A 12311-nucleotide genomic window follows, 5' to 3' on the forward strand; every position below is an offset into this window, starting at 1 on the left:
AAAGCTAGCTATTAAAAATAAACTCTAAATCGGGCAAGCCCTAAAGGAATAGCTGCATTCATACCAATCAGTTTAGCTGAAACTGGGTACAGCCAGGCGTTAGAGCGTCCTATAATTTTTACATTTTTCATAACCACTTTCAACCTGTTTCCAGGAGCAACTGGTTCAGCAAAAGAGATTGTAACTTTCTTTCCGTCTTTAGAGATGCTATTAGCAATTATGTTTCCAGACTTGTCAAATACACTAATACTATTACTGACAGTTAGACCTTGGGGAACACCGATTGACAATTGGGAGAGAGCATTACTACCTTGAGGAATATTAATTTGAAAAGTATGTCTGACGAGCCTCCATTTACTTTGAGGAAATTGCACGGGGCTAACGATGCGAGGAATTCTATCAATTGCTGTTAGTGGGTTTCCATAAGCAGCGAGATTAAAAGAAGTGGTTATTAAAGTTAAGACAACCGTAAAAAGTATTCTTGTCATTATTCTAATTTCTAGTGATTTAGTTAATAACTGCTCTTCAATTTTTGTTTGAGACACACTTACTATTAAATAGGTTTGCACATAGCCATGAAATCAAGATGAAATTATTGAATATAAGCTAGAAAAAGTATAAAATTACTTAATTGTCTATTTGAATTAGAAAGTTGACGCTACGGCAGTACAGTGAACACTGAGTTATTCGAGGTGTTGGATTAATGGTAGTGAGTCAAAATGATGTAGATTTGGTAAAGTAAAGAATCAACTATCACATTACTCACGTAATGGAATGTTGGCTCTGTGGTCATGCTAAGACCCATAAACACGGCAAAAAGTCCAATGGACATCAACGCTATTTCTGCCCCTCCAAGTCGCAAAAACTCTTTCAGTAGAAGGTGTCGCTCCCCCCTTAGCTGTCCGATTGATCTTGCTAGCTTACATGATTGGAATTGTTATTCTTGGACTATTATTAGGATTAAGCATTCAACAGCGTCGGAGGCAGAAGGCAGTCATCCAAGAACATAGATTGATTGTACATTCCTAATTCAAGATGACGCTGGTGAAGTGTAATTGTTATTTCCGTGCTGTTAGCTTGAGAATTCTTAGCCCTAAGATTCCGAATCCAAGGATCATTGATAGGGCGATCGCTGCAATAATCCATTGAGCGTCTGATTGGCTAGAGGAGAGAGCGCCCTGTTGCGCTGTTATGGAGACCGCAGTTTTTTCGGATTCTGTTAATTTTTCGGGTAGTGGAGAAGTCTCTGTATTATTTGCGGGTGCAGCAGCACTTGGTGCAACGATGACATCGTACTTCAACTGAAATGACTGAAACTCGGCTTGAGTTTTGGGCGTGCAGCTTAACTCTAGTTGATAACGCTTAGGGCCAGGAAAAATAATATCTGCACTAGGAACACTTTGATACTTTTCAGCATTAATAGCTTGGATAGCAGGCTGTAAAACAGGCAAATCGCCCTCTTTACGAGGTTGCGAGTAAACGGACATCTGACAGTTAGCCTGCTCTAGCGACAGAATTTGCCCTCCTTTACGGGTTAAGGCAACCCAGGCTTTAGCAGGCTCTCCAGCTTTAGGATTATGGTTAGGCTCAACGTGCCAAACGCCAGCCACATCCCCAGATATCTGAACATTGTGGGCTGTAGCAGAACTGCCGAATAAGAGCAAAAGTAGAGTACAGCCTAGAGTTTGATCTAAATTTAATCGGTAAGTCATGAAATTTTATTTTAGATTTTGGCATGAAGTCACCTTCTATGTCCAAAGACAAATTGTCAAACTTCACTTTAGTTCTGAAAAGGCAGAGAGTAAGTGTCTCTAAACAGTAATTATGTCAGCAAGTATTATTACTCAGCAAACATAACATTTAAACCAGTCAGCTAGTTTCGTCAAGATGTTCGGCTACCTCTCGATACAAATTAATGACATGATTATCTGCAAGGCTGTAATGAACATTGCGCCCTTCCTTGCGGTATTTCACGAGACGTTGCGCTCGTAGAACGCGAAGCTGGTGAGACACGGCAGACTCGCTCATCTTGAGAATCGTTGCCAATTCACATACACATAACTCTTTAGTTGCTAGTACCGAGAGTAAGCGTAATCGGGTTGGATCTGCCAGGGTTCCAAAGAACTCTGCCATCTGTTGCGCCTTTTCCAGGGGTAGCATTTCTGGATGTAATTGCTGTATCTGATCGAGATGCACTGGGCAGTGCGATTCACACTGCGGTGTACCTCCGGGATCAGAAATAAATTGTGCTGTTTGAATAGGTTGGATCATGAAATTGGTATTGAAGGAGTAAAAAGTCTCTAACTTTAGTATAAAGAGTGAAACTGATAATCGTTCTATATATGAACGATCTTTCATACATTTGTTAAACTGAGTTACAATTTGGACAACCTTTGCGTTGTAGCCAATCACCGTGACTCAAAAATCCGCACTCAAAACCCAACAGTTGCAGGTTGGTGGGATGGACTGTCCTAGTTGTGAGATGAAGATTGAAACCGCTTTGCAAAAGCTGGCGGGTGTTACTGAGGTTTCCGTTGATGTTTTAACGGAACGGATGACAATATCGTATGACCCACAGCAAGTAGACGAGAAGGCGATCGCGGCTCGTGTCATCTCACTGGGTTACACCATTGTCACGACCAAACCGAAGAGTTCTGTCCAAAACAATAACGACTATAATCGCAGCACGGACCACAGCCCTAACGAGGGTACTGCCCATAGCCACAGTCATGCAGGGCATAGTCATGAAGCTGATAACAGGGATGATGATGGTCACAACCATCATCACGGGGATGGTGAATTTGATTTGAAACGGGAAGGGCTGGGGGTAGGAGCCGTCGTTGTGCTGTTCGTTCTAGGTTCCATCTTTGAGGAGACTCTACATAGTACACCGTTTTCCATCGCTGAATATGCCGTTTTTATTCCTGCTTATTTGTTAAGTGGGTGGGGTGTCTTGACCAGTGCTGGACGTAATATCCTTAAAGGGCAAGTGTTCGATGAAAACTTCCTGATGACGATTGCCACTTTAGGGGCAATTGCCATCCACCAACTTCCAGAAGCAGTAGGAGTGATGCTATTCTTCAAGGTCGGCGAATTGTTCCAAGAAACGGCAGTTAGCCGCTCCAAGCGCTCTATTTCATCACTGTTAGAAATCCGTCCAGACTCTGCCAATCTCAAAACTGATAATGGCATTAAAACCGTTTCCCCAGAAGTAGTTAAAGTGGGAGACATAATTCTGGTCAAGCCCGGTGAGAAGGTTCCATTGGATGGAGAAATTCTCGATGGCAACTCTCAAGTTGATACATCTGCTCTAACCGGGGAATCGGTTCCCCGCACCATTGGTGTAGGAGAAACAGTGTTAGCGGGGATGATTAACCAATCTGGGGTGCTGACGATTAAAGTCATGAAACTGTTTGGTGAATCATCAATCGCCCGGATTTTAGACCTGGTACAAAACGCCAGCAGTAAGAAGTCCCAAACGCAGAAATTCATTACTAGATTTGCCCAACGTTATACTCCAGTGGTTGTGATTTTATCCTTGGCAGTAGCTATACTACCGCCGTTATTTATTCCAGGTGCTACCCATGCAGAATGGGTGTATCGAGCATTAGTGCTGCTAGTTATTTCCTGCCCTTGTGGACTTGTGATTAGTATTCCCCTGGGTTACTTTGGCGGCATTGGCGGGGCAGCAAAGCGAGGGATACTTGTTAAAGGCTCCACTTTTCTAGATAGTCTGGCAGAGGTTAAAGCTGTTGCCTTTGATAAGACAGGCACACTGACCAAAGGTGTATTTAAAGTCACTGAAATAGTATCCTGCAATGGGTTCAATCAAGCAGAATTACTAAAGCTAGCAGCAGAAGCAGAATTAAATTCTAACCACCCAATTGCCAAATCTATCCGAGAAGCTTATGGAAAACCAATTGATGAATCCACTATCTCCAACTACACCGAGATAGCGGCTCACGGCATTCAGGCAAAGATAGAAAATCGGCTGGTGCTAGCAGGAAACGATCGCTTGATGCACCGAGAAAACATCGACCACGACACCTGTAATGTGGAAGGGACAGTGGTTCACCTGGCAGTGGAACAGATTTATGCCGGATATATTGTGATCTCCGATGAGCCAAAGCCAGATGCAGTCCAGGCAATTAAGTCTCTCAAAGCATTAGGAGTTAAAAATGTCATGATGTTAACCGGGGACTCTGAAGGTGTTGCTAAACGGGTTGCCAAAACTTTAGGCGTGGATTCCTACCAAGCGGAACTGTTGCCGGAAGATAAAGTCACTGCTATTGAGCAATTGCTCCGGCAAGTGGGACCGAAGGGCAAAGTCGCCTTTGTCGGGGACGGAATTAATGATGCTCCGGTAATTGCTAGAGCCGACGTGGGAATAGCAATGGGTGGAATAGGGTCAGATGCGGCAATCGAAACGGCGGACATAGTAATCATGACTGATGCCCCTTCTAAGGTGGCAGAAGCGATGCAGGTCGCTAGAAAAACTCACTCAATTGTTTGGCAAAATATCATCTTTGCTATGGTTGTCAAAGCAATCTTCATTGCTCTAGGTATTTTTGGACTAGCAAGTATGTGGGAAGCTGTGTTTGCCGATGTAGGGGTTGCTTTAGCGGCTATTTTTAACGCTACTAGAGTGCTGAAATAGCAGGCTAAAACGTCTGGATTAATAATAATCATTCATTACTCTAATCGTTCAATTTAATAAGGAAGTTTTTATGAAACGCAAACGCTCTTTACCTTGGATTCATCGCTGGTCGCGTCCCCTAATGGCAGGAATTGCCAGTGTGGGCGCTGCTGTTACGGGTTATCTAGCTATTGTTAAGCTAACCGGAAATTCTACTGCCTGCCCAACTAATGGCTGCGATCTGGTACTTTCCAGCCCCTATGCCACAGTTTTTGGTCTACCCCTTGCCCTGTTCGGCTTCCTCGCTTATGCCAGCATGATTGTTTTTGCCCTCGCTCCCCTACTTGTCAATTCATCAAAGCAAGTGCAATTGCGTTCTAACTTAGAGAATTGGACAGGGTTATTGCTAGTTGCCGGGGGAACTGCCATGACGGTTTTTAGCGGGTACTTGATGTATCTACTAGCTTTTAAAATTCAAGTAGTTTGTATTTACTGCGTGGGTTCGGCTTTATTATCAGCCACCCTGTTTACGCTGGCGCTAATCGGTCGAGAGTGGCAGGACATTGGACAACTCTTTTTTACAGCAATCGTGGTGGGAATGCTGGTACTGATTGGTACAACAGGTATTTATGCTGGTGTCAACAACCCCGCCCTTGCCGACCGCTCTACCCCTGGAGAGTCTGGCTTGCCAATTACCACGGCTTCAGGTACAGCCGAAATTGCTTTAGCAAAGCATCTCAAACAGGTGGAAGCTAAAATGTACGGAGCTTTTTGGTGTCCTCATTGCCACGAGCAGAAACAGCTTTTTGGTCAGGAAGCGTCCCAGTCGATTAATTACATCGAGTGTGACCCCAAGGGTAAAAAGCCTCAGCCCGAACTTTGCGAAGCTGCCAAGATAGAAAGCTTTCCTACTTGGAAAATCAAAGGTAAATCTGTTTCTGGTACGCAATCATTGGAGGAACTGGCTGCTATGTCCGGCTACCAGGGAGCGCGTAACTTTCGCAATTCTATAATTTCTACCCGCTAATTTCCGGGAAGTAATATCTATGCTAGGTTCTGTTTACAATGTCGAGCTAAGACTGACAGGGCTGTAATGTGAAAAGTAGGATACGCTACAACCTATCATTCAATCGTACACTTAGTTTTTTTGTCCCATATCGCTGATTACTGCCTCAAGTTATCAGCGATGTGGGCTGAACAAGATCGTGATTGTTCCTACTAGCGAAAATGTAACGCCAAGCAAGTCCCACTTATCTGGCTTAACACCTTCAGCTAGCCACAACCAGAACAGGGATGAGAGGATGTAGAACCCACCGTAGGCAGCGTATACCCTGCCAGCGTTTGAAGCATCTACCTTTGTAAGAGCAAAAGCAAAGATAATCAGGGCAGAGACACCTGGAATAATCCAAAATACGCTTTTGTCAAGTCTCAACCACGCCCAAAAAGCGTAGCACCCAGAAATTTCTCCCAAAGCGGCAAGTAAGAAGAAAAAAAATGTTTGCATATTCAACTTGATGTTTAAAGCGAATAACTTAAAACCTTACACACAAAATACACCAAAGATACAACTCCTTTGGATGATCTTGGGATTGCGGATTGTCTTTTTCCTGCTTGAGGTGGGAGTTGGTATCTGGAGCCACAGTTTATCTCTTTTAGCAGGGGCAGGACACTTATTTTCAGACCTATTGACTCTGGGGTTGACTTTAGTAGCCGCATTGTTAGTTCAGCGTCAGCCGCAGAAGCAGTCTGCTTGGAAATACAAGCGGCTCGAAGCCTGGGTAGCGTCATTCAATGGAGCTAGTTTAGGCGTGATCTCCCTCCTGATTGCCTGGGAAGCTGTAAAGCACCTACAAAACCCAGAACCTATATCAGGCTTACCCGTGTTGCTTGTAGCAGGATTAAGCTTAGTCCTTAACGGATTGAGTGTTCAATTACTGCACCCACATAGCCATCATGACTTAAATTTTCGAGCAGTTCTTTTACACGGAGTTGCTGATGCTGCTAGTTCCATCAGCGTGATTCTTACTGCCTTAGCTGTTTACTTTTTTAACTGGTTCTGGGCAGATGCGGCGGCTAGCCTACTGGTTGCTTTGCTCATTGGCATAAGTGCTATCTCTCTAGTCAAAGATGGTTGGCAGGTTTTGAGGAATGCGTCAACTTGCTAGTATCAGGAGGATATTCTTGGTTAGTACACTCATCAGCCTAAAGACGACGCTTACTGATAGAGATTTACTACTGTTGAATTTGTTGAATAAAGCTCAGAGTTTGCTGATAGCCCTCTTGTTCGCCTTGTTTGGCAAAGAGTTTGGCTGCTTGGTGCAAGTCGGATAAAGCTGCCTGCTTGTTTCCTGTCTGGGCGTAAAGGAGTCCTCTATTGCCATAGGCTTCCGCTAGATCGGGTTTGAGGCGTAAAGCGTAATTGTAATCAGAAATTGCTCCAGTAGCATCACCTATTTCACTTCGAGCTTTACCCCGATTGTAGTAAGCATCAGTATATTTGGGATTGAGCTTGATGACTTGATCTAAATCAGCAACTGCCTTCTGCATATTTCCTAATGAAGCGTATGCAATTGCTCGATTGTTGTAAGCATCAGTATAGTTAGGATTAAACCCAATAGCTTGATTTAGGTCAGCAATCGCTCCTGAAAAGTTCCCGATATCAGTACGGGCTTCGCCTCGATTGTAATAAGCCTGAGCAGAATTAGGTTGAAGTTTTAAAGCTTGCTCGAAATCAGCGATCGCGCGGTTAAGTTGCTCTAAGTCATGATATGCTTTGCCTCGACTAATGTAAGCAACTGTCAGTTTAGGATTAGCATTAATTGCTTGAGTGTAGTCTGCGATTGCTCCAGCGTAATCTCCTTGCTTTACTTTATCTAAACCTCGATTCAGGTAATTTACAGCTTGAGTTTGAACCTTAGATGGTAGCTGTGTTTGAGCAAAGGTAGCAGGAGCCATTACTCCTATTAGAATAGTGGCTCCGCAAATAGTAATAGTTTTATGAATTAATTTCATAGCTTTAATTTCTTTATCTTTAATTCCATTATGAATAACTACTCGTATAGTTGCCTTAAAGTCAGTTATGTTGATACTTTCTATCCCAGTGTATCCATCGACCTTATACCAAAACGCTTAGGTCGTAGCAGATTCAAACTTTGGAAACGTTGTTCTAAAGCTTTCCCCTTGCCTGAATGCAACCTCGGTAAATTTCACGCCGGAATTGTTAGAGCTTGCTGTACTTGAGAACAGCTTCTGAGTATTAGTGAGTATTTATTTAGCAGGTATTACTCACTAAATAAAACTTGCCCTCTTTGTAGAGGGCAAAGATAGCAGCGATCGCTTTCGCTACTACAAGTTTTATGTGCAATTAGGGAAGCCGCCAACTTTTGTCAACGTAACGCTGATTGTCTACCTCTGTTACTTGGATAGCAGCTTTATAACGACCTTGATTAGCTTTGGTAGTAAAAACGCGAGTTTTTACGGGTACATACCTTTCATTAGGACCGCCCTTCAAACCCTCCAATAGTACGCGACCGTCAAAACTCTCATTGGTATTAATGCCCTTAATAGCCAGAATTGTTGGGGTGATATCTACGTTACTAGCAGGTACTCTAACTTCAACCCCACGTTTAAAATCGACTCCCCAAGCAAAAAATGTGTTACGGACATTCCAGGGACTCATACTACCATGTCCGCTAGCGTTAGTCGTAAGCGAACCTGTTGCGCCGCTAGTATTAGTGAAGTCTGTTCCTGGTACACCAAAAGCATTTTTATCGGATGTCCAAGGGAAAGTAAAGAGGATATCAGGGCCGCGCTCTGAGTTGAATTCGTGGATAAGTTCTAGGGAGAAAGTACCTGCAACGGAACCTTCAGCATTAGTTATTCTTCGATTTTCTGGACGCGAACGCTCCGATGTATTTTGGCGATCGCTGCTTGGTTTGTTACCTGCCGTAAAGATGACACCAGCCCAGCTTTGAGCTTGCAAAAACTTTACAGTTTCTTTAATTCGTTTTGGGTCGCGGTTCTTAACGTGCAAAAGAATTGCTTGCCCGCTACTGGCTACAACTACATCATCGGAATCAGGTCCAGCCTTTAGTCCTGCATTAATTAACTCTTGGTTAACATTAAGGGCAAAGGTTTCCAGGCTGAAACCATGATCTGAGATAACGAAGATATCAGTTTTATCTTCTAATCCTAAAGATTTGAGCTTCTCAAGCACAAGTCCTATGTTACGGTCATCGTTGCGGATTGTATTAATTGATTCTGGAGAACCAGAACCAGTGGCGTGTTGAGTATGGTCTGGTTCCGTCAGCCAGTTGAGTATGACATCAGGTTTTAGTTCAGGGATTACGTATTCACGCAACACTTCCTCAGTCCAATCCACGGACTCATTGTACTGATCGTCAGCATCTCCATCCTTGATTGGAGCAGCACCAAAGCGAGTGAGAATTGTATCGTTGACGTTAGAGGGAAATGCAACCAGCTTGTTAGGTTCAAAGTCTCCATTAATCAAAACCCCAACTCCATTTACGGCTCTAGGGTTGAGTAATAATGCACTACCTGTTGAGCCAGAACTAACGGCGGCGAGTTGCATTCCGTTTTCTTGGAGTGTTTCGCCCAAGCTTTTTACTAGAACCATGCGTCCGCCCGTGACTTCATCAAGTCTGAGCAGATTTTTGTATTCTCCTGTACTAAAGGCGCGGGTCGGATTTACCTCCGGCACATATATAGAGTTGCTCACAATGCCATTTGTGCCTGGATAGTAACCCGTACCAATAGCTGTAGCGTTAACACGAGTGACTGTAGGAAAAACAGCGTGTCCGTTGACATAGTTTACTCCCTCGGCGCGGAGGCGAAAGAGGTTTGGGGTGTCTTTAGGGTTAATCGAATCAGGGCGTAGACCATCCAAAATGAAAACTATAATTAAACGCGCTCGACCTGGTAGCGCTTTTGTTTCTACTCGACCTTGGCTTGGATTAGCGATTGTCTTCTCTAGTTTTAGTAGAGAATGACCGAACACGCTAATTGCTACGACGGATACTCCGATTACTGCCTGTCTGAGAAATCCACGCCGAGTCAAAAAATGTTTCTGCACTTTCTGCACAGTTTCACTCTGGTTATGCTTTGTGCATCTTAAAGTTTCATTGCACTGTCGATTGTCCTGTAATTTATTCTTCATGGATGTACTCACTCCTTTATTTCCGTCGTGTTTTTAAGTAGCTTAAAATCAACAATCATTCCTACGGCTAGCAAAGTCGAAATCTTGCTAAATGCTTAGGACAGAGCGAACTAGACAGATGACATCAAAATTGATATTTTTTGTCTGACCAAAACGTCTTTTAGGCTTTTTATAGGCAGACTTAGCTTATTAGATGCTCATCAAGCTCTGAAAAAGGTTTGATTAATTTCAAGTTAAGAGATGTCGGGGGACAGGTATTGGTCTACGGGAAAGGCGGTAAAACACGGGCAATTAAGCTACCATGCTCACTTTGGCAGGAATTGCAATCAATGTGGGGTGATGTGGCAATTGGTGAACCAGTGTTTACTAGCCGCAAGAAAAAGGGGCATTTGAAGGAAATGCAGGTCAATCGCATTGTCAAAGCTGTGGCGAAAAGAGTGCCAGGGTTAGAGGCGGCTGTAGCTAAAACTGTATCACCCCACTGGCTACGTCCTGCTCATGCAAGTTATGCAATGGATCGCGGCGCTCTGGTTCACTTGGTCAAGGAAACGCCGGGTCATGCCAACATTGCCACTACAGGGCGCTACCTTCATGCGCGACCTACTGATAGCTCTAGTCTGTACTTAGAATCACGAGAGCCTCCAATCAAAATTAAAAAAGCCTGCAATCATGGAAGTCCCCTGACTACTGCATACTATGAATAGGCGGGGAGAAGAAGCACTGACGTAGGGCAGCAAGTAGGTTACAGTTACATAAGCAGATGTAGGCGATCGCGCATTCTAAAGGGTTATTATATAAGCCTTACCTGTTACAGTTGAAAGTTTTTAGGTTAATTTAAAGTATTGTCGGTAGATTAGCTATGAGTGTTGTCATCTCAGACGAAATCCTGCAAGCAACTGGACTTACCCCAGACCAGTTCAATCAAGAGATTGCATTGCACCTGTTCCAAACAGGTTATTTAACATTAGGCTACGCTAGTAAGTTAGCGGATATACCTGTTAATGCTTTTCGCCAACTGCTCAAGCAGCGAAATATTCCGTTATACTCCTACGATGTTGAAGATTTGGAACTAGATTTGAAGAACTTGCGGGAACTAGGTCGATTGTGATTGTTATTAGCGATACGTCAGCAATCACTAACTTAGCAGCAATCTACCACTTGCAACTTCTACCTCAACTTTACAATCAAGTCACGATTCCAGAAGCGGTGTATCGAGAACTTGCAGATATTGCTCCTCCCGTTCCTGGAACCCTTGAAGTTCAAGCGGCTACTTGGCTAGAAGTTAGGCAAGTGATTAATTATCGAGTTGTTAAACGTTTGATTGATGAGGCGAGGTTAGATCCTGGAGAGTCTAAGGCAATTGCTCTTGCGTTAGAGCTTGATGCAGATTTGCTATTAATTGATGAGCGTCGTGGTAGAGCAGAGGCTGACCGTTTGGGAGTAAAGATTACTGGATTGCTGGGCATATTGGTTGAAGCAAAGCAGAAGAATCTGATCTTTGCTGTAAAACCTTTGATGGATGCTCTGATTGCCACATCAGAGTTTAGAGTATCTCTAACTTTGTACAAGCAGATTTTGAATATAGTAGATGAAACCTAATCGCACCGCTTTCGGCATGAAATTGGCACAAGTAATACCCGTAAAGGAGTTTATTCAATGTATGGAAAGGAGTTGATGGGGATTAAAAGTGATAGAGTCTACGGACGCTACACCCAAGGAGCGCTAAAACAAGCTGCTGCTACAGCTTATTTGCGTTGATAATTTTGTTCGTTGCTTCAACTAAGTCATCGGCAATTACATCCGGCTGTGGGTAAATAGATAAGTATTCTTGCTCCGATTTTGTAATAAAAGCAGTTTTTAAATTAGCGTGAGCAGCACCTTGAATATCCCAAGCATGAGCCGCTACTAGCCATAAATCACCATTAGCATCTTGTTTAGGCATAGCGTAGACATCGGCATGAGGTTTAGTTTTGGCGATCGCGTCACAAGAAAAAATGCTACTAAAGTAATCAATCGCCTTAGCACGTTCTAATAGCTGGCGCGTCGAATGTTCGCTACCATTAGTTAGAGCAACTATGCGCCAACCAGCATCAATTAAGTTTTGAAACGCTGGCAAAGCTTCTGGTTGCAACTGGAGTTCGCTAAGTGATGCGATCGCTTTTTCTAATTGCGTTTTACCTGCCGTAATCCCTAGGAGCTTCATTGTTCGAGGTAATTCGGCGGTTAGCACTTCTATTAATGGTTGATAGCTGCCTGCATAAGAAAGTGCAAAAGCATCTCGCAAAGATAGAGCAAACCAAAGTTCGAGACTGTGAGCAGGCGCGACCAAACTTATCAAGCTCTGGCGCGGTTTTTCTAAACTAAAGCAAGTACCAATAATATCGAAAGCTACAGTACCTTTAGTTGCCATTTAGAAGATATGGTAAATGTCAGTATTGTGCCATGCGATCGCACTTGCTGTACCTCCAGGTTTGAATAGTTTTATAAGAGTAAGCTGAA

At 43.5% G+C, this 12311-nt stretch carries 13 protein-coding genes and 1 pseudogene; 7 read left to right on the top strand and 7 right to left on the bottom strand.

Going from position 1 to position 12311, the window contains the following annotated elements; all coding sequences use genetic code 11:
- Window positions 1–11: 11 nt before the first annotated feature.
- A complete protein-coding gene (locus C7B70_RS15190) occupies window positions 12–488 on the bottom strand; it encodes a DUF2808 domain-containing protein (protein WP_106369877.1) in 477 nt (158 codons plus the stop codon).
- Window positions 489–769: 281 nt separating this feature from the next.
- On the opposite strand from C7B70_RS15190, the pseudogene C7B70_RS28800 reads away from it, so the two are divergent.
- A pseudogene (locus C7B70_RS28800) lies at window positions 770–862 on the top strand (IS1 family transposase); the annotation flags it as partial.
- Between the two features lie 196 nt (window positions 863–1058).
- Here the strand turns inward: C7B70_RS28800 and C7B70_RS15195 are convergent.
- Window positions 1059–1712, bottom strand: a complete 654-nt coding sequence (locus C7B70_RS15195) for a hypothetical protein (RefSeq protein ID WP_106369862.1) — start codon at window positions 1710–1712, stop codon at window positions 1059–1061.
- A gap of 157 nt (window positions 1713–1869) precedes the next feature.
- Window positions 1870–2271, bottom strand: coding sequence for a helix-turn-helix transcriptional regulator (locus tag C7B70_RS15200; RefSeq protein WP_106369878.1), 402 nt, complete (start codon window positions 2269–2271; stop codon window positions 1870–1872).
- 142 nt (window positions 2272–2413) lie between these two features.
- Here C7B70_RS15200 and C7B70_RS15205 point away from each other — a divergent pair, with 142 nt between their 5' ends.
- Complete coding sequence (locus C7B70_RS15205) at window positions 2414–4657, top strand: heavy metal translocating P-type ATPase (protein ID WP_106369863.1); 2244 nt, start codon at window positions 2414–2416, stop codon at window positions 4655–4657.
- A gap of 70 nt (window positions 4658–4727) precedes the next feature.
- Entirely contained in the window at window positions 4728–5663 is a 936-nt protein-coding gene (locus C7B70_RS15210) for a vitamin K epoxide reductase family protein (RefSeq protein ID WP_106369864.1), read from the top strand.
- Window positions 5664–5816: 153 nt separating this feature from the next.
- Here C7B70_RS15210 and C7B70_RS15215 read toward each other — a convergent pair whose 3' ends face one another.
- Window positions 5817–6140 (bottom strand): YnfA family protein, encoded by a 324-nt coding sequence (locus tag C7B70_RS15215; protein WP_106369865.1) that lies wholly within the window; start codon window positions 6138–6140, stop codon window positions 5817–5819.
- Window positions 6141–6213: 73 nt separating this feature from the next.
- Between C7B70_RS15215 and C7B70_RS15220 the strand changes: the two genes are divergently transcribed.
- Complete coding sequence (locus tag C7B70_RS15220) at window positions 6214–6801, top strand: cation diffusion facilitator family transporter (protein WP_199192287.1); 588 nt, start codon at window positions 6214–6216, stop codon at window positions 6799–6801.
- A gap of 67 nt (window positions 6802–6868) precedes the next feature.
- On the opposite strand, the gene C7B70_RS15225 is transcribed toward C7B70_RS15220, so the two are convergent.
- Together C7B70_RS15225 and C7B70_RS15230 are read right to left on the bottom strand one after the other, a co-directional pair.
- Window positions 6869–7648, bottom strand: a complete 780-nt coding sequence (locus C7B70_RS15225; RefSeq protein WP_106369867.1) for a tetratricopeptide repeat protein — start codon at window positions 7646–7648, stop codon at window positions 6869–6871.
- A 352-nt stretch (window positions 7649–8000) separates the two neighbouring features.
- Window positions 8001–9812 (bottom strand): alkaline phosphatase family protein, encoded by a 1812-nt coding sequence (locus C7B70_RS15230; protein WP_106369868.1) that lies wholly within the window; start codon window positions 9810–9812, stop codon window positions 8001–8003.
- 218 nt (window positions 9813–10030) lie between these two features.
- On the opposite strand from C7B70_RS15230, the gene C7B70_RS15235 reads away from it, so the two are divergent.
- From C7B70_RS15235 to C7B70_RS15245, 3 genes are all read left to right on the top strand, one after another.
- On the top strand, window positions 10031–10516 hold the full coding sequence (locus tag C7B70_RS15235) for a tyrosine-type recombinase/integrase (protein ID WP_158260505.1): 486 nt from the start codon (window positions 10031–10033) through the stop codon (window positions 10514–10516).
- Window positions 10517–10671: 155 nt separating this feature from the next.
- Window positions 10672–10920: a UPF0175 family protein gene (locus C7B70_RS15240; protein WP_106369870.1), complete on the top strand. Its 249-nt coding sequence runs from the start codon at window positions 10672–10674 to the stop codon at window positions 10918–10920.
- On the top strand, window positions 10917–11411 hold the full coding sequence (locus tag C7B70_RS15245) for a DUF3368 domain-containing protein (protein WP_106369871.1): 495 nt from the start codon (window positions 10917–10919) through the stop codon (window positions 11409–11411). The genes C7B70_RS15240 and C7B70_RS15245 overlap by 4 nt, the downstream gene beginning before the upstream one ends.
- Window positions 11412–11550: 139 nt before the next feature.
- On the opposite strand, the gene C7B70_RS15255 is transcribed toward C7B70_RS15245, so the two are convergent.
- Window positions 11551–12222, bottom strand: a complete 672-nt coding sequence (locus C7B70_RS15255; protein WP_106369872.1) for an HAD family hydrolase — start codon at window positions 12220–12222, stop codon at window positions 11551–11553.
- Between the last annotated feature and the right edge of the window lie 89 nt (window positions 12223–12311).

The sequence above is a fragment of the Chlorogloea sp. CCALA 695 genome (assembly GCF_003003885.1).
Taxonomy (GTDB): Bacteria; Cyanobacteriota; Cyanobacteriia; order Cyanobacteriales; family Chroococcidiopsidaceae; genus Aliterella.

Excerpts from the sequence above, each read along its gene's own strand:
- C7B70_RS15190 (WP_106369877.1), bottom strand. The coding sequence starts at position 488 with ATGACAAGAATACTTTTTACGGTTGTCTTAACTTTAATAACCACTTCT.
- C7B70_RS15195 (WP_106369862.1), bottom strand. The coding sequence starts at position 1,712 with ATGACTTACCGATTAAATTTAGATCAAACTCTAGGCTGTACTCTACTT.
- C7B70_RS15200 (WP_106369878.1), bottom strand. The coding sequence starts at position 2,271 with ATGATCCAACCTATTCAAACAGCACAATTTATTTCTGATCCCGGAGGT.
- C7B70_RS15210 (WP_106369864.1), top strand. The coding sequence starts at position 4,728 with ATGAAACGCAAACGCTCTTTACCTTGGATTCATCGCTGGTCGCGTCCC.
- C7B70_RS15215 (WP_106369865.1), bottom strand. The coding sequence starts at position 6,140 with ATGCAAACATTTTTTTTCTTCTTACTTGCCGCTTTGGGAGAAATTTCT.
- C7B70_RS15220 (WP_199192287.1), top strand. The coding sequence starts at position 6,214 with ATGATCTTGGGATTGCGGATTGTCTTTTTCCTGCTTGAGGTGGGAGTT.
- C7B70_RS15225 (WP_106369867.1), bottom strand. The coding sequence starts at position 7,648 with ATGAAATTAATTCATAAAACTATTACTATTTGCGGAGCCACTATTCTA.
- C7B70_RS15230 (WP_106369868.1), bottom strand. The coding sequence starts at position 9,812 with ATGAAGAATAAATTACAGGACAATCGACAGTGCAATGAAACTTTAAGA.
- C7B70_RS15240 (WP_106369870.1), top strand. The coding sequence starts at position 10,672 with ATGAGTGTTGTCATCTCAGACGAAATCCTGCAAGCAACTGGACTTACC.
- C7B70_RS15255 (WP_106369872.1), bottom strand. The coding sequence starts at position 12,222 with ATGGCAACTAAAGGTACTGTAGCTTTCGATATTATTGGTACTTGCTTT.